Raw genomic sequence first — 23850 nt, 5'->3', positions numbered from 1 at the left:
TGGTTCCTGGGGGCACGGCCGACTGGCCCGCATACAACAGCGGTATGCGGACCACCAGGCCGCACCGCCAGGAACCACCTCAGGCGCGACTCCCATCGAACGAGACTTCGACATACGCCCTAACCGGGCCTACCGGACCTGCTCGTCCACGTGCAGCCGCAGCGAGCGCGGCCGCATGTCGGTCCAGACCTCGTCGACGTGCGCGAGGCACTCGTCCTGCGTGCCCGCGAACCCGGTGGGCTGCCACCCCTGGGGGACCGTCCCGTCCTCGGGCCAGAGCGTGTACTGCTCCTCCTCGTTGAGGATCACGAGGTACCGCCGGGGCCCGGTCACGAGTCGCCCCTGTCCGGCACCACCCGCGGACGGCCACCCCGGTCGGGTCCAGGTCCGTCCACACCGGACGGTGGGGTGGCCGATCGCGCCGGGTCGCCCTCGGCGCCCCAGTCCAGCCACTCCGCCGGTTCGGCGGCGACGGTCGGGGCCACGTGCAGCACCACGTCGTACCGGTAGCGGGTCAGCTCGTCGGCGACGGTGCCGCGCTTGTGCCGCACCTCCACGTGGGCGATCCGGTCGACGGCTCCGGGCAGCGCCCGGAACCACGCGGGGTGCACGACCAGCTCGTCCGCCGCCGGGGCGCGGAAGTGCTTGAGCAGGGCCAGGTTGCGCACGTCGGCGACCACGACGACCCCGCCGTCGCGCACCCGGCCGGTGACCTCGGCGAGCACCCGCCGCAGGTAGTCGAGGTCGGGGAAGAGCTGGACCACGGACTCCAGCAGCACCATGTCGACCGGGGTCGGGCCCACCGGGGACAGGTCGTCCGCGGTCGCGACCACCAGCTCCAGCTGGTCGACCGGCGGCCCGTCCTGCGACATCCTGGCGCGCAGCCGGTCCAGCGCGGCGGCGGAGGAGTCGGTCGCCACGTAGCGGCGGGTGTCCGCGGCGAGGTCGCGCGCCATGTCGCCCGCGCCGCAGCCGATCTCCAGCACGGTGTCGTGCGGCAGCTCGTGCAGCAGGGACAGCGTGCTCAGCCGCCAGTCGTCCATCTTCGGCTCGCGGGCGTCGGCGCGCAGGCTCTCGTCGACCAGCGCCCGCCGCGCCTCCACCGCGGGCTCCGGCTCGGTCGCGCGCGCGTCGGGCAGCAGGTACGCGGTCATCCGGTGGTCGCCGCGGTCCGCCGCCGCGTTCGGCACGGGTTCGAGCCCGCCGAGGTCGATCCGGAACCCGCGCACCCCGCCCCGGCCGTCCTTGTGGCCCGCGAGCTCCAGCACGCCGTCGGGTCGCCTGGTGACGAGGTCGCCCGTCCGGTACATCCGCGCGCCGTGCCCCGCGAACGGGTCCGCCATGAACGCGAGCGCGGTCTGGCTCGGCCGCCGCCAGTACCCGGACGCCACCCCGGAGCCGCCGATGTACAGCTCGCCGACGGTGCCGTCCGGGACCGGCAGCATCAGCTCGTCCAGCACGTAGAGCGGGGTCTCGTCGATGGCCGACCCGAGCGGCACCGACCGCGCGTCCGGCGGGACGTCGTCGACCTCGTGCACGACGGCGAACGCCGTGGTCTCGGTGGGGCCGTAGCAGTGCAGCAGCGTGCCGCCGTGGTGGGCGAGCGCGGCCCGCGCCACGTCCGGGTCGACCGGCTCGCCGCCGACCAGCAGCTGCCCGACCGACGACAGCGCGCCCGCGTCCGCCCCGACCACCTCGGTGAACTGCGCGGTGGTCAGGAACATCGTGCTGATCCGGGCCCGCCGGACGAACCGGGCGAGGTCGCGCGGGGAGGCCATCACCTCGCGGGGCACCGCGATCAGGCACGCGCCGTTGAGCAGCGCGCCCCAGAGCTCGAACAGCGCCGAGTCGAACGGCAGGTGCGCCGCGAAGGCGACCCGGTCGACCGGCGAGATGGGCAGGTAGCCCGCGTCCACGACCAGTCGCAGGACACCGCGCTGGGGTGCGGGCACGCCCTTGGGCAGGCCGGTGGGGCCGGAGGTGTAGGTGAGGCAGACCGGGGTCGTCGCAGACTGGCCGCGGGGGCGCGCGGGCGACGCGGCGGCGATCTGCGCCCCGTCCGCGTCCAGCCGCACGACCGGGGTGCCCGTCGCGGGCAGCAGCGGGACGAACCTGCCGCGCGCCACCACGACGGCGAGGCCGACGTCCCGCACCATCCAGGCCAGCCGGTCGGCGGGGAGGTCGACGTCCAGCGGCACGTACACCGCGCCCGCCTTGAGGATCGCCAGCGCCGCGACCAGCTCGTCCGACCGCTGGTCGGTGCAGATCCCGACGAACGCGCCGCGGGTCACCCCGGCCTCGATCAGGTGGTTGGCCAGCCGGTTCGCCCGCGCGTCCAGCTCGCCGTAGGTCCACGTCCACTGGCCGAACTCCGCGGCGGTCCTGGTCGGGTCCGCGTCGACCCGCGCCTCGAACACCGTGACGAGGTCGGTCATCGGGACGCCTCCGCCGGGCTGTCGGCGCTGGGCCGCGGGCGGCGCCGGTGTGGTTCACCGCCCGACGGCGGTCTGCCGAGCGCGGTGGCGCGCGGGTCGGCGGTGTCCGTTGTGGATGGTCGGTTCGCGGACGGCCTTGTCCTGTCGTGCATAGACGATCCTCTCCTAGGACCGCCTTCGGGGCGTGCGCCCACGACGGCGGTCCACGTGGCACGGCCACGGCGAAAGGTTGCTACTCCCCAGTAGTTGCCCCAGTGCCGCCGGGTTCGGTGGAACCCCGGCTTCTTTGCGACTATGGCACAACATCGTCGGGGTCGCACCCATGTCCTTGATCGCTTCGGGGTGCCGCGGGAACGGGTGTTGACGAACTGGTGATCAGCCCCTCCGCGCCGTGCGCGGTGGTCCGGCATGCCCGTTTTCCCCGTGGTGCCGCCTTGATCCCGTTCTACTTCCAGCATGGTCGAGGTCACCCGCCGGAGGCGATGCCGCTCGTCGCGCCCCTTCCCGGTCGTCCGCCGCGAAGCACTTCCGGTCGGCTCGCGCAAGGTGTCGGACGGCCCGGTCGACCCCGTCCGGCTCCCCGCCGGCCTGCCCGCGACCGCGCCACGGCGTAGCGTTGGGTGGTCAGCACCCTGCGCTCCGTGCGCGACTGCCGGTCCACAGCGGACCACGGGAAGGAGGTCGGCTTCGGATGTCCGAAGGATCGGCCACGCCGAACACCGCCGTGATCACCACCGAGTACCGCGGGGACGTGCCCGTCGTGCACTGCTCCGGTGAGGTCGACATGCTCTCGGCCGCCGAGCTCGGCGAGGAGTTCGACCGCCTGCTCGAGAGCGGCCCGCCCGCGGTCGTCATCGACCTCGGCGAGGTCGCCTTCTTCGGCTCGTCGGGCATCTCCGCGCTCGTGGACGCCCAGAAGGGCGCCGACGGCCACGGGATCCGGCTGGCCGTCGTCACCAAGGGGCGCCCGGTGCTGCGGCCGCTGGAGTCCACCCTCGTGGACCGCGTCCTGACCCTCTGCGCGACCGTCGACGAGGCCCTGGAGGCCACCGCGCGACCGGACGACGCCGTCAGCCGGTAACCGCAGGTCGGAGCGACTCCGCAGTTTTCGGGACAGCTACGCTGGCCCGCCTTGCGGACACTTCGACGAGTGCGAGTGGTGGCGTGGCACAAGGCGAACCGGGACGGGCCTCCTCCGTCAACACCGTGCACGGCCCGACCTACGGCCCCGTGTTCCAGGCGGGCACCGTCCAGGGCAACGTGCACGTGCACCACGACACCTCCCCGGTGCACGTGGTCGTGCCCACCACGCCCGACGTCCGCCGGTCGTTCGGCGCGGGCGCGCGGGTCCGGGTCGGCGACCGCGAGTACCTGGTGCACGACCACGCGGTCGAGGAGTCGTACTCCGCCGACGCCGCAACCCTTTTCAGGCGGGGGCGCGTCTCGGCGTTGGGCGGCGGCGGCACGACCGGGTGGCTGCGCCAGGTCGAGGACCGCGACGACGGGTGGGGCGGACGGGCGCTGGCCGCCGAACACGACCTGCTGGCCCGCGGGAACGCGCCGGAGGTCGTGCAGTTCCACCGCGACGACCGCACGACCACGCTGGTGACCTCGTGGCCCCGCGACCGCGCCGGACGGCCGTGCGACAGCCTCGACGTGCTGGTCGACCAGACCCCGGACCACCCGCTGCGCTGGTGCGGTGCGCTGGCCGCGCTGTGCGACGCGCTCGGCGCCTGGCACGACCTCGGCGTCGCCCACCGCGGCCTGGCACCCGCCGGGATCATCGTCCGCGACGACGGCCGCGCGGTGCCGCGGGACCTCGGCCTGGCCGCACACCCAGCGCGCGTCGGCGAGCACCCCGGCGACCACCAGGCACCCGAGCAGCGCGGCCGGTCCACCCGCGGCCCCGGCCCGTGGACCGACGTGCACCAGGTCGCCTCGGTCGTCCACCTCCTGCTGACCGGCCGACCGCCGACCACGGGCACCCCGCTGCCGGTGCGCGCGTGGGAGCCCGGCGTCCCGGAACCGCTCGCCACCGCCGTCGACGCCTGCCTCGCGGTGGATCCCCCGGCCCGTCCGGACGTCCGCTGGTTCGGGGAGCGGCTGCGCGCGGTGCACGACCGGACCGGCCGGGAGGAACCGAGTTGCGCCCGGTAGTGCTCCAGCGCCCGGTCCACGTGGTCGCCTCCGAGGAGGCCGAGGCCCGGCTGCGGCGCAAGAGGCGCGAGCACCCCACCCTGCCCGCGAGCGTCGACCACCTCGTCGAGGACCTGAACCGGCAGCGGCACGCGGTCCCGGTCTCGTTCGACCTGCCGTCCAGGGCGGGCTCGGACTGGAGCCTGCTGGTGCACGGCCCCACCTGGGTCGCGCGCCTGTTCCCCACCAAGGAGTTCCGGGGCACCCGCCGCGGCTACGCGCTCGCCGGGGTCGACCCGCTGCGGCTGCGCGACCACCACCGGCTGGCGCAGGGGTACCTGGTGGTCGGCGCGCCGCTGTGGCTGCGGGTGCGCGACGTCCGCCAGCTGGCCGACCACGCCGACGCGCAGTGGGAGCGGCTGGGAGGCGAGTGGGGCCTGTTCACCCGGCAGCGGTCGGTCCGGACGCGGGGGCCCTCCGCCGAGCTGACCGACGCCCAGCGGCTGTTCCTGGACAAGGTGGACCAGGTGGTGGACGCCACCGAGCGGATCACCACGGCGGAGGCGCGCGCGGAACGGCCGTTCTCCTACCGCGCGGTCGACCCGGTCGGCGAGCGCAGGCACGGCGCCCACGCGGTGTACGAGTTCGCGCTGGTCGGCGGGAAGGCGCCGAAGGAGGACGCGTTCGTCCAGGTCCGCGGCGAGGTCGAGCAGCGCGGCCAGGTCACCAGGACCTCGGGCCGCTCGGTGACGGTCCGGTTCGACCAGCCCGTGGACTGGGACCGGGTGCCGAAGACCGGCGAGCTGGAGACCACGCCGAGCACGGTGGTGTTCCGCAGGCAGCGCGAGGCCGTGGCGGTCCTGCGCGACCGGCTCTCCCGCAACACCGGGCTGCTGGACGCGCTGGTCGAGCACCGGGTCCGCCCGCTCGTCCCCGCCCCGGAGCACGCCGAGGGTCTGGACCCCGGCCAGCTGCACGCGTTCCGCACCGCGCTGGCCGTGTCGGACGTGGCGCTGGTGCTCGGGCCGCCCGGCACCGGCAAGACCCGTGTCATCAGCCGGATCGCCCACGCCACCGCGGTGGGCGGCGGTACCCGCCCGCCGAGCCGGGTGCTCGTCACCGCGCACACCAACCGCGCGGTGGACAACGTGCTCGGCAGGCTGCCCGCCGACCTGACCGTGGTGCGGGTGGGCAACGAGGGCTCGGTCACCGACGAGGGCAGGCCGTACCTGCTGGAGACCCAGGCGCGCGAGCTGCGCGAACGGATCCTCGCCGCGGTGGGGGTCGCGCTGCGCGGATCCGGGGACCTGGAGGTCGCCGGGAAGTGGGCGGTCGAGCTCGGCGACCGGACCGCGTCGGTCGGCACGGCGCTCGGGGAACGGGCACGGGCGCACGACCTGCTGGTCGCCGCCCGCCGGGCCGTCGGCGGGCCCGTGCTCGACGCCGTCGACCGGCTGCTCGCCGTGCACCGCAAGCGATCGCGGAGGATCGCGCGCACGGCTCGCACGACCAGGTGGACCACGGCGCTCGGCGCGCGGATCGGCGTGCCCGCGAGCTGGTGGCACCGCCGCCTCGCCCGGCTCGCCGAGCGGACCCGCGTCCTGCACGCCGAGCAGGCGGCGACCGAGGCCGAGCTCGCCGCCGCGCGACAGCTGTGGGAGCAGGTCACCGACGCCGAGCCCGAGGTCGGGGCCGCCCGCGCCGGGTTCGACTCGGCCGACCGCCGGGTGGCCGAGTCGCTGGCGTCCGCGCTGGTCGCCGCGCACAGCGCCCGCGCGGCCGTCGGTGGCGGGGAGCCCGCGCCGCGGGTGCGCGACGGGGTGGCGCCGGAGGAGGCCCACGCCGACCTCGGCGTGCTGCTGGGCTGGCTGGGGGAGCGGATCCCGTTGCTGCGCCGCCGATCCGCGCTGCTGTCGGAGTGGCACGCGGAGGTGTCCGGCGCGACGGGCCAGCTGCACCCGGAGCTGGTCCGCTACGCCGACGTCATCGCGGCGACCTCGATCGGCACCGCGTCCCGGCCGGAACTGTCCGATGTGGACTTCGACCTGGCGGTCGTGGACGAGGCGGGGCAGATCGGCGTGGCCGACGTCCTCGTGCCGCTGGTGCGCGCCCGGCGCGCGGTCCTGGTCGGCGACCACCAGCAGCTGCCGCCGTTCCTGGACTCGGAGGTCGCGGCCTGGGGCAAGGACGTCGACGACCCGGACGTGCTGGGGCTGTTGTCGCACAGCGCGTTGGAGCTGCTGGTCGACGAGCTGCCCGCGGCCAACGTGGTCCCGCTGACCGTGCAGCGCCGGATGCCCGCGGTCGTCGCGGAGTTCATCTCGCGGACGTTCTACCGGGGTGCCCTGCGCACCGACGTCGTGCGCGACCACGACGACCGGATCTTCCGGAGCGCGTTCGCGTTCGTGGACACCGCGCGGCTGCCCGAGTCGCGACGCCGCGAACGCCCGGCGCGGGACCGCGACCGGGGGCTCAAGGGCTACGACAACCCGGCGGAGGCGCGGTTGCTGGCCAGGCTCGCCGCGCACTACGAGCGGCAGGGCCGGGAGTGGGCGGTGATCGTGCCGTACCGGGCGCAGGTCGCGGCCGTCGTGGCCGAGCTCGACGAGCTGGTCGGGCAGCCGGGGAAGGTGCGGCTCAACGTCGGCTCGGTGGACTCGTTCCAGGGCGGCGAACGCGACGTGGTGCTCTACGGCTCCGTCCGCAGCAACGCCGACGGGCGGGTGGGGTTCCTCGCCGAGCTGCGGCGGGCGAACGTCGCGTTCACCCGCGCCAAGCGGCAGCTCGTGCTCGTCGGCGACCTGGACACCCTGACCACCGCGCTCGACCAGCCGTTCCGGGAGCTGGCGCTGGCGCTGCGCGACCACGTCGCGCGGCACGGCGACATCCGGCAGTACGCGGAGGTCGACGCGATCCTGGAGGGCGAGTGACCCGCACGAGGCTCTTCCCGTATCCGGAGCAGCGCGTGCTGGAGGACGCGGCGTTCGCCCGCGGGGTGACGCCGACCAGGATCTTCGGGGTGCTGCTGCCGGTCTGGTGCGTCACGATCCAGGCCGACGTCACCGAGGCCGAGGACTACGAGCTGATCGACCGGTACCTCGCGCGCGGCATCGCCGAGGGCGGCCTGTCGACCACGGCCGGGCTGGCGGACTTCTACGCGCTGGAGTCCGAGTTGGTGGACCGCGCGCTGCGGGCGCTGGGCGCGATCGGCCACGTGACCCGCTCGGCGGACGGGCGGTGGGCGCTGACCACCCTCGGGCTGCGGTCGGTCCAGGACCGGAAGCGGTACGTCGTCACGCGGGAGGACCGGCGCAAGCTGTACTTCGACGCGTTCGGCTCCCGACCGCTGCCCAGGCCCTGCTACGACACCCGCCGCGTCACCATGATCCCCGCCGCCGAACTGCCGGCGGGCGGGCTCGACGATGGCCCCCGGTTCCACGCCCTGCACTCCACCCGCGGCTTCGACCACCGCGCGCTCGGCGCGCTGGCCGCGAACCCCCGGCGGGACCGGTTCAACCTGCCGGAGCGGATCGACCGGCTGCGCGAGCTGGACGCCGCCGAGCTGGTGTTCCTGCCGCTGCACGTGGTGCGCGGCGCGGACCGGCACGGTCGGATCCGGTTGCTGGCCTACGGCCAGGCCGCGGCGGAGGCCGATCCCGACCTGGGCGACCTGCTCGACGCGACTCCGGAGGTGCTCGCCGTGCTGGACGCCGAGCTGTCCTCCGCCCGCCCCCAGGACGTGGTGGACCGCGCGCGGGAGTGGCTGCGCAGGCGCGACCTGGGCGACCACCGGCCGGAGCGGCTGCCCAACGGCCTGCTGCGGGTCGGGCTGCCCGCGACCGCGTTCGGCGACGGCGACCGGCTGCCGTCGCACCGGGTCGGCTCGTTCGTGGTGCAGGGCAACGGGTTCTTCCAGCTCTGGTGCGACGACGTCGGGGTCCGGCGCCGGGCGCTGCTCGGCCGGGTCGACGCGCTGCTGGCCGCGCGGTCGCGGGTCGACCGCGACCAGCTGCTGGACCGGGTGCGCCGGATGGCCGTGCAGCTCGACCTCGGCGAGGTGGGGCTGCCCGACGTCCGGCGCTGGGCCGAGGCGGCCGGACGTCGGGGGCTCGCCGCCCAGCTCGACCGGATCCGTTGACCTGACGGGTGAATCGACCGTCCGAAGAGGACTCAGGCGGGGATGCGGAGGGCCTTGCCGGTCCACGTGACGTCCGCCAGGTCCTCCACGACGCTGTCCGCCCGGAACGTGGCGTGCCCCGACCCGACCCCGAGCACGTGCAGCGCCTTCGCCTCGAGTCCCGCCTGGACGCCCGCGACGCTGTCCTCCACGACCACGCACTCGGTGATCGGGATCCCGAGCCTGCGCGCGGCCTCCAGGTAGCCGTCGGGTGCCGGTTTCCCGCGCCCGACGTCGGTTCCGGTGATGACGACCGGCGGGACCGGCAGCCCGGCCGCGGTGATCCGGGCGTGCAGCAGCGCCGGGGACGCGGACGTGACGACGGCCCAGTTGTCCGGGAGCGACGCGAGCAGGTCCGCCGCGCCCGCGATCGGCTTGGTGCCGGTGGCGCCCGCGATCTCGATCGTCTCGATGCGGGCCAGGGCCTCGGCGCGCAGGTGTTCGGGCAGGAACAGGGCGACGGTGTCGGGGGAGCGGCGGCCGTGCAGGCCGTCCAGCACCCGGTGTTCGTCCACTCCGTACTCGCCCGCCCACCGGCGCCACGCGGCCTCACCGTCGGCGGTGGAGTCCACCAGCACCCCGTCGCAGTCGAACAGCACGGCCAGGCAGGCGATGTCGGTGTGCTCGGGCATCGGTGGCATCCCAGGTGTTCGACGTGGTGGGTCGCGTCGATTCGACCACAGAAGGCGGTCGGCTACCGGTTGCGCTCAGCCCGCGGCCCGCTTCACGACCTTCATCGGGAACTGCGAGTTGGTGCGCGCCACACCGGGCAGCCCGGTGAGCGTCGCCATGTAGAGCTGCTCGTAGGCGGCCAGGTCGGCCACCGCCACCCACAGCTGGTAGTCGGGCTGGCCGAACATGCGCAGGCACTCGACCACCGCGTCGATCCAGCCCACCTCCGCCTCGAACGCCTCGATCGTCGCCCGGTCCTGGACCGCCATGTCGATGTGCAGCAGCACCCGGAACCCGCGGCCGAGCGCGGCCGGGTCCACCTCGGCGTGGTACCCGGTGATCACGCCCTCCTGCTCCAGCGCGCGCACCCGGCGCAGGCACGGCGACGGTGACAGGCCCACCCGGTCGGCCAGTTCGGTGTTGGTCAACCGACCGTCCTGGCGCAGGTGGGCGATGATTGCGCGATCGACCTTGTCCATGGCAGAAGATGCTAACCAGACGACATTCAGGAGTGGAACTTGGCATCGCGTGCCGCATCGTCTTCCCTAGTGTTGCTCCCATGGACGACACCCCCGTGCTGGCGTTGGACGCCGAGGAACGACGAAGGGCGGGCGACCGCCTGCTGACCCTGCTCGACGACCACGAGCGCGGCCTGCGGAAGGCGCCGATCGTGCCCGACCTCGACCGCGACCTGCTCACCGAGCTGCTGCGCACGCCCATGCCCGCCAAGGGGATCGGCGTCGACGCGCTGTTCGACGAGATCACCGACCGGATCCTGCCGAACTCCACGACCGTCGCGCACCCGCGCTTCCTCGCCTACGTCCAGGGCCCGCCCACCGGCATCGGCCCGTACGCCGAGGCCGTCGCCGCGGCCATCAACCAGAACTGCAACTTCTGGCAGCTCTCGCCCGCCGCGAGCGTGGTCGAGCGCTCGGTGCTGACCTGGCTGGGCGACGTGGTCGGCTACCCGGCCGGAGCGGACGGGGTCCTCACCGGCGGCGGCTCGCTCGCCACCCTGTCCGGGCTGGCCGTCGCCCTGCACGACCGCGCGCCGGACTTCCGGTCCGTCGGCCTGCAAGGACAGCCCGCGCCCCTGGTCGTGTACACCTCGGCCGAGGCGCACCGCAGCGTCGACAAGGCGGCGGCGGTCCTCGGGCTCGGCCTGGACCACGTCCGGCACGTCCCCGTGGACGACCGCTACCGACTGCGGGTCGACGCGCTGGCCGCGATGGTCGCCGCCGACCGGGAGGCGGGCCTGCGCCCGTTCTGCGTCGTCGCCACCTCCGGCACCACCACGACCGGCTCGGTCGACCCGCTCGACCCGATCGCCGACCTGTGCGCCGCCGAGGACCTGTGGCTGCACGTGGACGGCGCGTACGGCGCGCTTTTCCTGCTGTGCGAGGAGAAGCGCGACCTCCTCGCGGGGTGCGCCCGCGCCGACTCGATCAGCCTCGACCCGCACAAGCTCCTGTTCGCCCCGCTCGAAGCGGGCTGCCTGCTGGTCCGCGACGCCGCCAAGCTGCGCTCGGCGTTCGCGTTCAGCTCCTCCTACCTGACCGTCGCCGCCGACCCGCTGATGACCGACTACATGGACCACGGCCCGCAGCTCTCCCGCGACTTCAAGGCGCTGAAGGTCTGGGCCGCCCTGCGGGTGTTCGGCGTGGACGCCTTCCGCACCGCCATCGGGGGGACCCTGGAGCTCGCCCGGCACCTAGCCCGCCGGATCGAGGCCGAACCGACCCTCGAACTGCTGGCCCCGGTCGAGCTGACCGCCGTCTGCTTCGGCTTCCGCGGGGTCGCCGACCACAGCGCCGTGCTGGCCCGCCTGGCCGCCGAGGGCACCGCCCTGCTCGGTCCCGCGGCGGTGCGCGGCCGCTCGGCCATGCGGGCCTGCGTCACCAACTACCGCACCACCCGCGCCGACGTCGACCTGCTCGTCGACCGGCTCGTCGCCGCGGGACCGTGACGGCCGGGGTCACGGTCGCGGGAACAGCCCGTCCACGGCCTCGTTGCGGAACTTGCCCTCCGGGTCGAGGTCGGTGAGCAGACCCGCGAACGCCGACCACTGCTCGTACCGCGGCGCCAGCACCTCCGCGCCCGCCTCGTACAGCTTCCCCCAGTGCGGCCGGACCGCCCACGGCGCCAGCGCCTCCTCGATGCGGGCCAGCACCGGCCGGACGGCGGCCGGGTCCGGCACCCAGGTGAAGTGGAACGCCAGACTGGGCCTGCCGCAGGCGAAGCTGAGCCAGAACCGGTCCGGCGCGACCGTGCGGATCTCGGCGGTCTGCAGCACCGGGCCGATCACCGACCCCAGCTCGTGCACCGCCCGCACCGCCTCACCGGCGTGCGCCCGCGGCACCATGTACTCCGACTGGAGCTCGGCGCCGACGCTCGGGGTGAACTCCGGGCGGAAGTGCGGCAGGCGCTCGTGCCACGGCCCCACCTCACCGAGCTGCGGGGTGCAGTGCTCGGCGGAGATGCCGGGGATCGGGTGGCGCGGCCCGTCCGCCGGGTGCGTGCCCGCCCACGCGAGGTCCGGGGCGTGGTCGTCGACGCGGCGCTTGACCCACGCCGAGCAGCTGCCCTGCCAGTCGGTGAACACGCTGACGCTGTACGCCTGGGCGAACAGCTCGGCGGAGTGGTCGAACAGCACCGACCAGGCGAGTCCTTCGTGGACCCGCTGCTCGACCTCGAACGCGGGCACGACGGCGAGCTCCACGGCGGTCATGACGCCGAGCGCGCCGAAGGAGACGACCGCCCCGTCCAGGCGGTCGTCTCCCTCGGCGAGGGTGAGCGTCGAGCCGTCGGCGGTGACGAGGTCGACCGAGCGGACGGCGCTGGCCAGGGAGGGGTTGGTGTCGCCGGACCCGTGGGTCGCCGTGGTGATGGTGCCCGCGACCGTGATGTGCGGCAGCGAGGGCATGTTGTGCAGCGCCAGCCCGCGCTCGTGCAGCCGGGCCGCCAGCTCGGCCAGCCGCACGCCCGCGCCGACGCGGACCGTGCCCGCGCTCGTGTCCACGTCGAACACGTCCGGCATGTCCCGCAACGTGACCAGCGTGCCGGTCGTGTCGGCGATCCGGCTGAACGAGTGCCCGGCGCCGAGCACGTGGACCCGGTCGGCCCCGGCGACCAGGTCGCGCAGGCCGCCCGCGGAGGTCGGCGCCTCCAGGTGCCCGGTGGAGAACACGACGTTGCCAGCCCAGTTCTTCGGCATCGCACTGCCCCTCCGTCGGTCCGCTGTGACACCCATCGTGTCAGGAGAGCCGGCGGACGAACGCCTCCCACGGACGCAGCGCCACCCGACCCCCCTCGATCCTGCCCTGCTCGGAGTTGGTCAGCACGACGTCGGCGTCGTCCCACACCGGATCGACCTCGCAGGTCTGCTCCGTGCCGTGCAGGTTCGCCACGACCAGCAGCCGGGTGCCGTCGAGCGACCGCTCGTAGGCGTACACGTGCGGGTGGTCGGCCAGCAGCATCGTGAAGTCGCCGACGGCCACCACGGGGAGGGTGTGCCGGAGCTCGATCAGCGCCCGGTAGTGGTGGAACACCGAGCGCGGGTCGTCGTACTGGGCGGCGGCGTTGAGCCACTCGTGGTTCGGGTTCACCGCGAGCCACGGCGTGCCGTCGCCGAACCCGGCGTTGGCCGAGGCGTCCCACTGCATCGGCGTGCGGGCGTTGTCGCGGCCCATCGCGCGCAGCGCCTTCAGCACCTCGCCGGGGTCCTGACCGGCCTCGACGCTCGCGCGGTAGTGGTTGAGGGACTCGACGTCGCGCAGGTCGTCCACGGTGGCGAACGGGGCGTTGGTCATGCCCAGCTCCTCGCCCTGGTAGACGTAGGGCGTGCCGCGGTGCAGGTGCAGCACCGTGGCCAGCGCGGTCGCCGACTCGCGCCACCACCGGTCGTCGTCGCCGAACCGGGAGACCACCCGCGGCTGGTCGTGGTTGTTCCAGTAGAGGCTGTTCCACCCGGTGTCGGCGAGCGCGGTCTGCCACCGCCCCAGCGACGCCTTCAGGTCGCGCAGGTCCAGCGGCTTGGGGTCGAACTTGCCGCCGGGGCCGTGGTCGAGGGAGACGTGCTCGAACTGGAACACCATGTCCAGCTCACCGCGGGCCGGATCGGTGAACAGCCGGGCGTCCTCCCAGGTCACGCCGGGCATCTCGCCGACGGTCAGGAAGGCCCCCTCGCGGCCGTCGAACACCTCGCGGCGCATCTCCTGGATGAACTCGTGCACGCGCGGGCCGGTGGCGTAGTGCGGGAAGCCGTTGCCGAGGCCGCCCGCTCCCGTGGTGGCGCCGTCGGGCAGCGCGGGGTCCTTGGAGATCAGGTTGATGACGTCCATCCGGAAGCCGTCGACCCCGCGGTCCAGCCACCACCGCATCATCTCGTGCACGGCCGCGCGCACCTCGGGGTTCTCCCAGTTGAGGTCCGGCTGCTTGCGGTCGAACAGGTGTAGGTAGTACTCGCCGGTGGTCTCGTCGAGCGTCCACGACGGACCGGAGAAGAACGACTCCCAGTTGGTCGGCTCCGCGCCCGGCTCGCCCGCGGCGAACGGCTCGCGCGCGGGCCGCCACCAGTACCAGTCGCGCTTGGGGTTGTCCTTGGAGGAGCGCGACTCCACGAACCACGGGTGCTCGTCGGAGCTGTGGTTGACCACCAGGTCCATGACGAGCCGCATGCCGCGCGCGTGCGTCTCGGCGAGCAGCCGGTCGAAGTCCTCCAGCGTGCCGAACACCGGGTCGACGGCCTGGTAGTCGGAGATGTCGTACCCGTTGTCGGCCTGCGGCGACAGGTAGATCGGCGACAGCCAGACCACGTCCACCCCGAGCCGCCGCAGGTGGTCCAGGTGCGACGTGATGCCGACGAGGTCGCCGATCCCGTCTCCCGTGGAGTCCGCGAAGCTGCGCGGGTACACCTGGTAGACGACGGCTGAGGTCCACCAAGGGGCGTTCGGCTGGTCGGTCATCGGCATCCTCCTGTGGGTTGGTGATCAGGATGCCCTGCCGGGGCCGTGGTCGAACACCTGAGTGTCGACTCGCTCGACAAGTCGACTTGTGCCCGCCGCCAGGTCGCCCTCCCCGCCACCCCGCACCAGGCGGCCACTCACGCACCGTGACCAGGCGTATCGCGGCCGTATAGAAATCCGGATACGCCGCGGCAACAGCACCCCCTCTTGGGTGGGGGTGCGGACCGCGGCGCGTCCCCGTCCGGGCGGCGCGCGGGCCGGTCCGCCGACGGGAAGGGGCTGTGACCATGGGGTCGGACTCCGCGGGCGGTGTCGGCAGGCGGCGGCTGCTCGGGTGGGGCGGGTTGGCGGCGGTCGGTGCGGCGACCTGGATGCCGCTGGTGGGCACCGGTACCGGCCACGCGGAACCGGCGGGCCCGCCGCCGGACACGTTGCCAGGTGGCGCCTACGACCGGTACGTGGCACGGCTGGCCGCCGAGGGCAGGTTCTCCGGGGTGGTGCTGCTGTCGCACCGCGGGCGCACGGTGCTGTCCCGCAGCTACGGCATGGCCGACCGGGAGAAGGGGATCCGCAACCACGAGGGGATCGCGGTCAGCCTCAGCTCGGCGGCCAAGCCGTTCTGCGCGGTGGCCGTCCTGCGGCTCGTGCAGGAGGGCAGGCTGAAGCTGACGGACACGGTGGGCGCGCACCTGACGGGCTTCGCCCCCGAGATCGCCGACCAGGTGACCGTCCACCACATGCTCACCGACACCTCCGGGTTGCGGACCCCGGAGCAGGACCCGCACCGCGTCTTCACCAGCCGGGACGAGGTGCGCGAGCACCACGAGCGGTGGACCCGGCAGGCCGAGCTCGTCGCCGCTCCCGGCACCGGTACCGACGGCCACTCCGGCGCGAACTTCGCCATCCCCGTCCAGATCGTCGAGGCCGTCACCGGCATGACCTACTGGGACTACGTGGAGGAGAACGTCTTCCGGCGCGCGGGCATGACCGGCTCGGCGTTCTACACCAGGCCGCAGTGGCTCACCGACGAGCACATCGCGCACTCGTACATGACGGTGGCCGACGGCGGCCAGGTGGACGCCGTGCGCAACCTGGACCAGGGCAGCCCGTTCCCCTACGAGCTGGACAAGAACCCCGGCCGGGCCTTCATCGACTACGACGGCTTCGCCACCGCGCCGGACCTGGTCAGGTTCGCGCGCGCGATCCACGACGGCACGGTGCTGGAGCGCCCCTACGGCGAAGTGCTGACCGCGGCCAAGGTCCCCCACGGTCCGCAGCCCGAAGGCGGCCGGGCCGCCTCCTTGGCCACCTCGGTCGACACCTCGTTCGGCGCCTACCTGATGGCGGTCGCGATCGTCGGGGGCCAGTGGCTGTGGGGGCGCGCGGGCGTCAACCCCGGCAGCGGCGCCAGCTGGAACGTCTACCCGCACACCGACTGGGTCGGCGTCGTCCTGAGCAACAGCGACGACGCGCCGTTGCAGAAGATCCTCCAGCAGGAGGCGCAGGCCGTCACCGGGCGGTACTGACCCAGCACTGGTGTCCTCTGTGGACGATGTCCCCGTCCCACCGGGGAGGACCCTTCACCACGACGGGTGGCGCGGCCGGTCCACATACGTCGGCGATAGGCCGCGCCACCTAGGCTCGGGTGATGCGCGTGCTGATCGTCGAGGACGAGCCCCACCTGGCCGAGGCCGTCCGCGACGGCCTCCGGCTGGAGGCGATCGCCGCCGACATCGCGGGTGACGGCGACTCCGCGCTGGAGCTGCTCGGCGTCAACTCCTACGACCTCGCGATCCTCGACCGCGACGTCCCCGGCCCCTCCGGCGACGAGGTCGCCCGGCGGATCGTCGCCTCCGGCAGCGGCATCCCGATCCTGATGCTCACCGCCGCCGACCGGATCGACGACAAGGCGTCCGGGTTCGGGCTCGGCGCCGACGACTACCTCACCAAGCCGTTCGACCTCCGCGAGCTCGTCATGCGGCTGCGGGCGCTCGACCGCAGGCGCACGCACGCCCGGCCCCCGGTCCGCGAGATCGCGGGCCTGCGCCTCGACCCGTTCCGCCGGGAGGTCTTCCGCGACGGGCACTACGTCGCGCTCACCCGCAAGCAGTTCGCCGTGCTGGAGGTGCTGGTCGCGGCCGAAGGCGGTGTCGTCAGCGCAGAGGAGCTGCTGGAGCGGGCCTGGGACGAGAACGCCGACCCGTTCACCAACGCCGTCCGCATCACCATCTCCTCGCTGCGCAAACGGCTGGGCGAGCCGCGGCTCATCGCCACGGTGCCCGGCGTCGGCTACCGGATCGACACCGGCGGCAGCCGTGCCTAGGCCTCCGGGGCTCAGCGCGCGGCTGAAGCTGACCGTGAGCTACGCCGGGTTCCTCCTCGTCGCGGGTGTCGTGCTGATGGCGGTGGTGTGGGCGTACCTGCTGCGCTTCGTCCCCGACAACGACAAGGGCCTGCTCGGGGTCTCGCCCAACCGGTACCTGCTGGTGCGCATCTTCTTCCCGGCCGCGGCCGTGGCGATGGTCTCCCTGCTCCTGTTCGGCCTGGTCGGCGGATGGATCCTCGCGGGCCGGATGCTCGCCCCGCTCACCCGGATCGCGGACGCCGCCCGGCTGGCCGCAGAGGGGTCGCTGTCCCACCGGTTGCGGATGGAGGGCCCGCAGGACGAGTTCCGCGCGCTCGCCGACGCGTTCGACACGATGCTCGAACAGCTCGAGTCCCACGTGGCCGAGCAGCGCAGGTTCGCCGCGAACGCCTCCCACGAGCTGCGCACCCCGCTGGCGATCTCGCGGACGCTCCTCGACGTCGCCCGCAACGACCCCGAGCGGGACCAGGGTGAGCTCCTCGACCGGCTGCACACCGCCAACACGCGGGCGATCGACCTCACCGAGGCCCTGCTGCTGCTCAGCCACGGCGACCGGGGCGCGTTCGACCGCGAGCCCGTCGACCTCTCGCTGCTCGCCGAGGAGGCGGCCGAGACGCTGCTCCCGCTGGCCGAGCAGCGCGGGATCGCGCTCGACGTCACCGGCTGCACGACGTTCACCGCCGGTTCCGCGGCGCTCCTGCTGCGGATGGTGGCGAACCTCGTGCAGAACGCCATCGTGCACAACCTCCCCGCCGGCGGTTCGGTGGTCGTGCACACCGAGACGAGGCACGGTGCGAGCGTGCTGCGGGTCGAGAACACCGGCCTCCCAATGCCCTCGGACCTGGTGCCCACCCTCACCGAACCCTTCCAGCGCGGGGCGGAACGGGTGCGCGCAGACGAGCACGCGGGCGTCGGTCTCGGGCTGGCCATCGTGCACAGCGTCGTCCGGGCGCACCAGGGGATCCTCAAGCTCGCGCCCCGCCCGACCGGAGGTCTCGTCGTCACGGTCCGGCTGCCCGGCACGGGCGCGCCGTCCAGGCAGGGGTGAACCGACCCCTCAGGGGCGCGCGGTCGTGGGCACGATCAGCCCGGTCTCGTAGGCCACCACGACGGCCTGCGCCCGGCTGCTCAGCCCCAGCTTCCCCATCAGCCTCTTCACGTGCGTCTTCACCGTCGCCTCGCTGAGCACCAACCGCTGCGCGATCTGCCCGTTGCTCAAGCCGTTGCCCACCAACCGGAGCACCTCGGTCTCCCGAGTCGTCAGCTCGCCGAGCTCCGCGGCCCCCACCGCCGTGCTCCGGTGGTGCCGCGCGTGCGCCTCGATCAGCCGCTGCGTGATCCGCGGCGCCAGCAGGATGTCCCCGCCCGCGATCGTGTGCACCGCCGCGATGATCCGGTCCGGCGGCGTGTCCTTGAGCAGGAACCCGGACGCCCCGGCGCCCAGCGCGCTGTACACGTACTCGTCGAGGTCGAACGTGGTCAGCACCACCACCCGCGGCGGGCTCTCACCGGGCGACGCCAGGACCTCCCTGGTGGCCGCGATCCCGTCCATCACCGGCATCCGGATGTCCATCAGGACCACGTCCGGCGCGGTGTCCGCGGCGACCGCCACGGCCTGCGCCCCGTCGGCGGCCTCGCCCACGACCTCCAACCCCGGCGCGGCGGTGAACAGCGCGACCAGCCCGGCCCGGATCAACGCCTGGTCGTCGGCCACGAGCACGCGGATCGTCACAGGTCCTCACCCATCGGAAGTCGGACGACGACGGTGAACCCGCCGTTCTCGGCGGGGCCCGCGGTGAGCACCCCGCCGTAGAGCTCGGCCCGCTCGCGCATCCCGCGGATGCCGTGCGAGGTCTTGGCCAAGGGCCGGGTGCGGACCGCGGCGCCGTCGTCGGACACCTTGAGGGTCAGCGTGCTCTCCCCGTAGTCGAGGTCGATCCGCGCCTTGGCCGGACCGGCGTGCTTCAGCACGTTGGTCAGCGACTCCTGCGCCACCCGGTACGCGCACAGGTCCGGCCCCGGCGGCAGCGGCCTGGCCCGGCCGGTGACGACCATGTCGACCGGCAGCCCGGCCCCGCGGGTGCGGTCCACCAGCTCGCCGAGCACCGCCAGCCCCGGCTGCGGGGTCAGGTCGGCGTCCTCGGAGTCCTCGGTGTGGTCCACCCGCAGCACGTCCAGCAGCCTGCGCATCTCCGCCAGCGCCTCGCGGCTGGTGTCGCCCACGGTGGTGATCGCCTTCCGGGCCGTGGCCAGGTCGGTGTCCAGCACGTACTGCGCCAGCCCGGCCTGGAGCGAGATCACGGACATGTGGTGCGCGACGATGTCGTGCAGCTCCCTGGCGATGCGCACCCGTTCCTCGGCGACCGCCCGCGCAGCCCGTTCGGCCAGCCGTTCGGCACGCCGCCCCCACCGCTTGGTGCCCTCGCCGAGCGCGCACGCGCCGAGCGTCTCCAGGATCGTCTGGACGACCTCCGACCAGACGAACGGGACCGTCGAGGTGAGGTAGATGAACGTCATCACGCCCATCGTGACCACGCACATCACCGCCGTGACGGACGGCGGCCGGAGGGTGGCGACGGTGAACAGCGCGATCAGCACGCCGATCCCGGCGTTGGGGAACTCGCCGTAGCCGTTCAGGCTGTACACCGCCAGCGCGCCCCCGATGACCAGCGTCGTCGTCACGGGTGCGCGCTGCCGCAGCGCGAGCGGCGCGGCGGTGAGCGAGGCGAGCACCAGGGCGAGCCAGTCGAGGCGGCCGGTGCGGCCCAGCAGCGTGCAGATGGTCAGCCCGGTGAGCACGGTCGCCAGCAGCACGTCCACCATGGCAGGTCGCGGGTTCACCCTCACAGGCCCACGGTAGCGGCGGACGCCCGCCCCCGCGCCGACCCGCGGAGGTATCCGCCGGTACCCCCACGGGGGTAGGCGAAGATCCCTTCCCAGGGCGATGTCCGGCACCTGGTCCGTCCCTAGCGTTGTCCTCATGAAACGAACCTGTGCGGTGTTGATGGCGATGACGACGGTGCTCGGCACCACGGCGGTGGGGGTCGCGGACGCGGGCACCGGCGAGCGGACCGGCACGAGGACCCTCCAGCGCGACGCGGACGCGCTGCTCGCGCTCGGCGCTCCCGGTGTGCTGGTGCAGCTGGACACCCCGACGTGGCGGGCGAAGGTGCGCAGCGGGTTCGGCGACGTGGCGGCGAGGACGCCGGTGCCGTGGGACGCGCGGTTCCGGATCGGCAGCTACACCAAGACCTTCGTCGCCGCGACGCTGCTCCAGCTCGTCGGCGAGGGCCGGTTGTCCTTGGAGGACACCGTGGAACGGTGGCTGCCCGGTGTCGTGACCGGCAACGACAACGACGGCGCGAAGATCACCGTGCGGCAGCTGCTCCAGCACACGAGCGGACTGCCGGAGTACCTGGCGCAGCTGCCGTACCTGTTCGACCAGGCGGGGTTCGAGCAGCACCGCTTCGACACCCTGACGCCGCAGGAGGCGGTCGCGCTGGCGATGAGGTCCAAGCCGGAGTTCGCCCCCGGCACGGACTGGAGCTACTCCAACACCAACTACGCCCTCGTCGGGATGATCATCGCCGAGGTCACCGGGAACACCTGGCAGCACGAGGTCCAGGCGCGGATCGTCCGCCCGCTCGGCCTGCGCGACACCTACACGCCCGGCACCTCCCCGCTCGTCCCCGGCCCGCACGCCGTCGGGTACGAGCGGTTCACCCCCGAGGGCGAGGACATCGACGCGACCGCGCTCAACCCGTCCTGGGGCGGGGCGGCCGGGGAGATGATCAGCACCACCGCCGACGGCAACACGTTCCTCAAGGCGCTGCTGGGAGGTCGGGTGCTCCGCCCGGCGCAGCTCGCCGAGATGCGGAAGACCGTGCGCGCGGCCAAGTTCGACGGCGCGTGGCCCGGCGCCCGCTACGGCCTCGGCCTGATGTGGGTCCCGAACTCCTGCGGCGGCGCCTGGTCGCACGGCGGCGACATCCACGGCTTCAAGACCCGCAACGGCGTCAGCCCCGACGGCAGCCGCAGCGTGGTCGTCTCCATCAACACCGACTCCATGACGCCGAAGCCGGGTGTCCCCGCCCCGACCAAGGACGTCGCCGTGGACCTGGTCGACCACGCGCTCTGCGCGGCCGCCTGAGCCGTCTCCGACCTCCGGGTCGGTGGTCGCGATGACGGCGTTCGGCTCCTGGCGGAGCGATCTCCGGGCCCGGTACGGTCCGCTGGTCGGCCCCCGGACCAGGAGGAGATCCGTGAACTTCCCAGGCGTGCTCCCGTCCCCGCTCCAGGCCATCGGCGGCACCCCGGTCGTGCGCCTGCGCCGCGTGGTCCCGGCGGGCGCGGCGGAGGTGCTGGTCAAGATCGAGGGCGGCAACCCGACCGGCAGCTACAAGGACCGGATGGCGCTGGCCATGATCGAGGGCGCCGAACGCCGCGGCGAGCTGACGCCCGGTCGGCGGGTCGTCGAGTTCACCGGTGGCAGCACGGGGTCGTCGCTCGCGTTCGTCTGCGCGGTCAAGGGCTACCCGCTGTCGGTCGTCTCGTCGGACGCGTTCTCGCCGGAGAAGCTGCGCACCATGCGCGCCTTCGGCGCCGACCTGACCGTCGTCCCCAGCGACGGCGGCCGCGTCACCCCCGACCTGTTCGACCGGATGAGGGCCGAGGTCGAGCGCGTCGTGGAGCGCGACGGCGCCTTCTGGACCGACCAGTTCAACAACACCGACGCCCTGGACGGCTACACCGCGCTGGGCCAGGAGATCGTCGACCAGGCGGGCGCCGTCGACGCGTTCTGCGGCGCGGTCGGCACCGGCGGCATGCTCACCGGCGTCGCGGCCGTGCTGCGGGCGGCGGGCGAGGTGCGCGTGGTCGCACTGGAACCGGCCACGTCACCGGTGCTGACCAAGGGCACGAACGGCCCGCACACGGTCGAGGGCACCGCCACCGGCGCGGTGCCACCGTTGCTGCGTTCGGGCGGCTACGACCAGGCCCTGGCGATCGACGAACCCGAGGCCCGCGAGCTCGCCCTGCGCCTGGTGCGCGAGGAGGGCGTGTTCGCGGGCACCTCGTCCGCCCTCAACGTCCTCGGCGCGATCCAGGTCGGCCAGGAACTGGGCGCGGGCCACACCGTGGTCACCGTCGCGGCGGACACCGGGCTGAAGTACCTGGCCGGGTCGCTGTTCGCCTAGCTCGCGCGGCGCGCGGCAGGCCGGGTAACTGGTCCAGGTTCGGATGGGCGGCCCGGTTGCTCGCCGCCCATGTCCGGACGACGGGATGGCGGTGCGGGGAGAAGTTGTCCATGACCAGGTGCGACGCGCCCTCGGGCCACTGACGACGGAGGGCTTTGGGAAGGTCCAGGTACTCACGTCGGGCGGGTGGTCGTAGAGGTTCAGGATCCGGTGTGTCTTCGCGAGGAAGTCCGGGTCGGTGGACGTTTTCCAGGTCGTGGTGCTCTGCCAGGGCATCCCAGCCCTACTCAGGATGCGATGCAGGGTCTCCCGGCTGATCGCGGCCACGGTGCCGCGGTCGAGCAGGTGGTCGCGGAGCTTGGCCAGTGACCAGGTGGCGAAGCTGGTGATGCCCAAGTCGGCGGGCGAGGTCCGGGCGATCGGGCAGATCCGTTGCCGGATCGCCTCACCGATCCTCCGACTCCGTCCGCCGCTTCATTTGGGTCCAGTGCCGCGAATCCCCACACCCACTTCCCCACTCGACATGTGGGACAAGCCTGCCTCTCCACGTGGCCGAGTTGATTACCGGGTCAACCCTCTGCGACACACCACTAGACCGTGCGGCCCGCGGCAGGCCGGTTGAGGACCAGTGACACGACCAGGGCGAGCACGGCGAAGCCCGCGATCACCAGAGCCATCGGCAGTGCGGTGCCGGGGCCGCCGAGCCCCACCAGCGGTGTGGCCACGCCGCCGCCGATCACGAACTGGAGCACCCCGAGCAGTGCCGAGGCCGCACCGGCCGACTTCGCGTGCTCGGCCAGTGCCAGCGACGTGGCGTTCGGCAGCACGATCCCGAACGCCGACACCAGCAGGAACAGCGGCACCAGCAGCCCGACCAGGCCGAGGTCGAGCAGCACCGCGGCGAGCACGCCGGTCCCCCCGACGGCCGCGAGGACCAGACCGGACAGCAGCATGGTGTGCCCGCTGAACCGCCCGACCAGCCTCCGGTTGACGACGCCCGAGATCATGATGCCCACCCCGTTGAGGCCGAACACCAGGCTGTAGGCCTGCGGGCTCAGGCCGTAGACGCCCTGGAGCGCGAACGACGAGCCCGAGACGTAGGCGAACAGCGCGGCGAACATGAGGCCGGACGCGAGCGCGTAGCCGACGAACGACCGCTCGCCGAGCAGGCGGGCGTAGGCGCGCAACGCCGAGCCGACGCGGGTGGGGGAGCGCAGCGCGGGTGGCAACGACTCGGGCAGCAGCAGGGTGACGACGGTCAGCAGCAGCGCGCCGAAGCCCGCGAGCGCGTAGAACACCCCTCGCCACGACGTCCAGGCCAGCAGTTGGCTGCCGATGACCGGTGCCAGGATCGGCGCGAGGCCGATGACGAGCGTGAGGGTGGAGAAGAAGCGGGTCATCGCGATGCCGGAGAACAGGTCGCGCACGGTGGCCCTGGCGATCACCATGCCCGCGGCGGCGCCGAGCGCCTGGAGCGCGCGGGCGGCGATCAGGACACCGCTGGTGGGGCTGATCGCGCACAGCAGCGAGCCGACGACGTAGAGGGCGAGTCCGGCCAGGAGCGGGCGGCGCCTGCCGAGCGAGTCGGACAGGGGGCCGAGCACGAGCTGGCCGATCGCCAGGCCGACGATGAACGACGTCAGCGTGAGCTGCACGGTGGCGTCGGCGGCGTGCAGGTCGTCCGCGATCCGCGGCAGCGCGGGCAGGTACATGTCGATCGAGAGCGGCCCGAACGCGGTCAGTCCACCAAGGACGAGCGCCGTTCTCGGCACGCCGGGGCTGGTCCGGACGTCCTCGACCACCCTGCTCATCGCTCTCCTGCCCTCGGAATCCCGCCAAGCCGCACAAGGGGGCGTCACGTCCGGGCCGTTCCCCGTTGTGGGCGGGAACACCGTGTGGACGGTCG

Annotated in this window: 19 protein-coding genes; 10 read left to right on the top strand and 9 right to left on the bottom strand. The window is 73.5% G+C overall.

Translation table 11 applies throughout. The annotated features are described in order from the left end of the window. Positions 1–129 precede the first annotated feature (129 nt). A complete protein-coding gene (locus CLV43_RS21155; protein WP_106188982.1) occupies positions 130–333 on the bottom strand; it encodes an MbtH family protein in 204 nt (67 codons plus the stop codon). Next, complete coding sequence (locus CLV43_RS21150; RefSeq protein ID WP_106188981.1) at positions 330–2435, bottom strand: amino acid adenylation domain-containing protein; 2106 nt, start codon at positions 2433–2435, stop codon at positions 330–332. The genes CLV43_RS21155 and CLV43_RS21150 overlap by 4 nt, the downstream gene beginning before the upstream one ends. A 691-nt stretch (positions 2436–3126) precedes the next feature. Between CLV43_RS21150 and CLV43_RS21145 the strand changes: the two genes are divergently transcribed. The 4 genes from CLV43_RS21145 (at position 3127) to CLV43_RS21130 (ending at position 8709) form a co-directional block, all read left to right on the top strand. Further along, the gene (locus CLV43_RS21145; RefSeq protein WP_106188980.1) at positions 3127–3516 is read left to right on the top strand and encodes an STAS domain-containing protein; all 390 of its coding nucleotides are present in this window, start codon (positions 3127–3129) and stop codon (positions 3514–3516) included. An 83-nt stretch (positions 3517–3599) separates the two neighbouring features. Next, positions 3600–4592, top strand: a complete 993-nt coding sequence (locus CLV43_RS21140) for a protein kinase family protein (RefSeq protein ID WP_106188979.1) — start codon at positions 3600–3602, stop codon at positions 4590–4592. Next, a complete protein-coding gene (locus tag CLV43_RS21135) occupies positions 4580–7501 on the top strand; it encodes a DEAD/DEAH box helicase (protein WP_146174838.1) in 2922 nt (973 codons plus the stop codon). The genes CLV43_RS21140 and CLV43_RS21135 overlap by 13 nt, the downstream gene beginning before the upstream one ends. Beyond that, positions 7498–8709 carry a hypothetical protein gene (locus CLV43_RS21130; protein WP_106188977.1) on the top strand — a complete coding sequence of 404 codons (1212 nt, stop codon included), beginning with the start codon at positions 7498–7500 and terminating at the stop codon, positions 8707–8709. The genes CLV43_RS21135 and CLV43_RS21130 overlap by 4 nt, the downstream gene beginning before the upstream one ends. A gap of 32 nt (positions 8710–8741) precedes the next feature. Here the strand turns inward: CLV43_RS21130 and CLV43_RS21125 are convergent, their stop codons facing one another. Then, a complete protein-coding gene (locus CLV43_RS21125) occupies positions 8742–9380 on the bottom strand; it encodes an HAD-IA family hydrolase (RefSeq protein WP_106188976.1) in 639 nt (212 codons plus the stop codon). Positions 9381–9455: 75 nt separating this feature from the next. Continuing rightward, on the bottom strand, positions 9456–9899 hold the full coding sequence (locus CLV43_RS21120) for an Lrp/AsnC family transcriptional regulator (RefSeq protein ID WP_106188975.1): 444 nt from the start codon (positions 9897–9899) through the stop codon (positions 9456–9458). 80 nt (positions 9900–9979) lie between these two features. Between CLV43_RS21120 and CLV43_RS21115 the strand changes: the two genes are divergently transcribed. After that, complete coding sequence (locus CLV43_RS21115) at positions 9980–11386, top strand: pyridoxal phosphate-dependent decarboxylase family protein (protein ID WP_170155940.1); 1407 nt, start codon at positions 9980–9982, stop codon at positions 11384–11386. A 9-nt stretch (positions 11387–11395) separates the two neighbouring features. Here CLV43_RS21115 and CLV43_RS21110 read toward each other — a convergent pair whose 3' ends face one another. Continuing rightward, positions 11396–12634, bottom strand: coding sequence for an FAD-binding protein (locus CLV43_RS21110; protein ID WP_106188973.1), 1239 nt, complete (start codon positions 12632–12634; stop codon positions 11396–11398). A gap of 40 nt (positions 12635–12674) precedes the next feature. Continuing rightward, the gene (locus CLV43_RS21105; RefSeq protein WP_211304459.1) at positions 12675–14384 is read right to left on the bottom strand and encodes a glycoside hydrolase family 13 protein; all 1710 of its coding nucleotides are present in this window, start codon (positions 14382–14384) and stop codon (positions 12675–12677) included. A 287-nt stretch (positions 14385–14671) separates the two neighbouring features. Between CLV43_RS21105 and CLV43_RS21100 the strand changes: the two genes are divergently transcribed. The 3 genes from CLV43_RS21100 (at position 14672) to CLV43_RS21090 (ending at position 17797) form a co-directional block, all read left to right on the top strand. Beyond that, entirely contained in the window at positions 14672–15910 is a 1239-nt protein-coding gene (locus tag CLV43_RS21100) for a serine hydrolase domain-containing protein (RefSeq protein ID WP_106189327.1), read from the top strand. A 122-nt stretch (positions 15911–16032) separates the two neighbouring features. Continuing rightward, on the top strand, positions 16033–16707 hold the full coding sequence (locus CLV43_RS21095) for a response regulator transcription factor (RefSeq protein ID WP_106188971.1): 675 nt from the start codon (positions 16033–16035) through the stop codon (positions 16705–16707). Next, complete coding sequence (locus CLV43_RS21090) at positions 16700–17797, top strand: sensor histidine kinase (RefSeq protein ID WP_106188970.1); 1098 nt, start codon at positions 16700–16702, stop codon at positions 17795–17797. The genes CLV43_RS21095 and CLV43_RS21090 overlap by 8 nt, the downstream gene beginning before the upstream one ends. Positions 17798–17806: 9 nt before the next feature. Here the strand turns inward: CLV43_RS21090 and CLV43_RS21085 are convergent, their stop codons facing one another. Both CLV43_RS21085 and CLV43_RS21080 read right to left on the bottom strand, forming a co-directional pair. Next, on the bottom strand, positions 17807–18481 hold the full coding sequence (locus CLV43_RS21085) for a response regulator (protein ID WP_106188969.1): 675 nt from the start codon (positions 18479–18481) through the stop codon (positions 17807–17809). Then, positions 18478–19596, bottom strand: coding sequence for a sensor histidine kinase (locus tag CLV43_RS21080; protein ID WP_245886745.1), 1119 nt, complete (start codon positions 19594–19596; stop codon positions 18478–18480). The genes CLV43_RS21085 and CLV43_RS21080 overlap by 4 nt, the downstream gene beginning before the upstream one ends. A gap of 133 nt (positions 19597–19729) precedes the next feature. Between CLV43_RS21080 and CLV43_RS21075 the strand changes: the two genes are divergently transcribed. Both CLV43_RS21075 and CLV43_RS21070 read left to right on the top strand, forming a co-directional pair. Next, a complete protein-coding gene (locus CLV43_RS21075; RefSeq protein ID WP_245886744.1) occupies positions 19730–20899 on the top strand; it encodes a serine hydrolase domain-containing protein in 1170 nt (389 codons plus the stop codon). A gap of 112 nt (positions 20900–21011) precedes the next feature. After that, positions 21012–21944 carry a PLP-dependent cysteine synthase family protein gene (locus CLV43_RS21070; RefSeq protein ID WP_245886743.1) on the top strand — a complete coding sequence of 311 codons (933 nt, stop codon included), beginning with the start codon at positions 21012–21014 and terminating at the stop codon, positions 21942–21944. 590 nt (positions 21945–22534) lie between these two features. Here CLV43_RS21070 and CLV43_RS21060 read toward each other — a convergent pair. Then, entirely contained in the window at positions 22535–23755 is a 1221-nt protein-coding gene (locus CLV43_RS21060; RefSeq protein ID WP_106188965.1) for a multidrug effflux MFS transporter, read from the bottom strand. Positions 23756–23850 lie beyond the last annotated feature (95 nt).

The organism is Umezawaea tangerina (genome assembly GCF_003002815.1).
Lineage (GTDB): Bacteria > Actinomycetota > Actinomycetes > Mycobacteriales > Pseudonocardiaceae > Umezawaea > Umezawaea tangerina.
The sequence above is the reverse complement of the archived record's forward strand: the minus strand, read 5'-3'. Positions and strand labels throughout refer to the sequence as shown.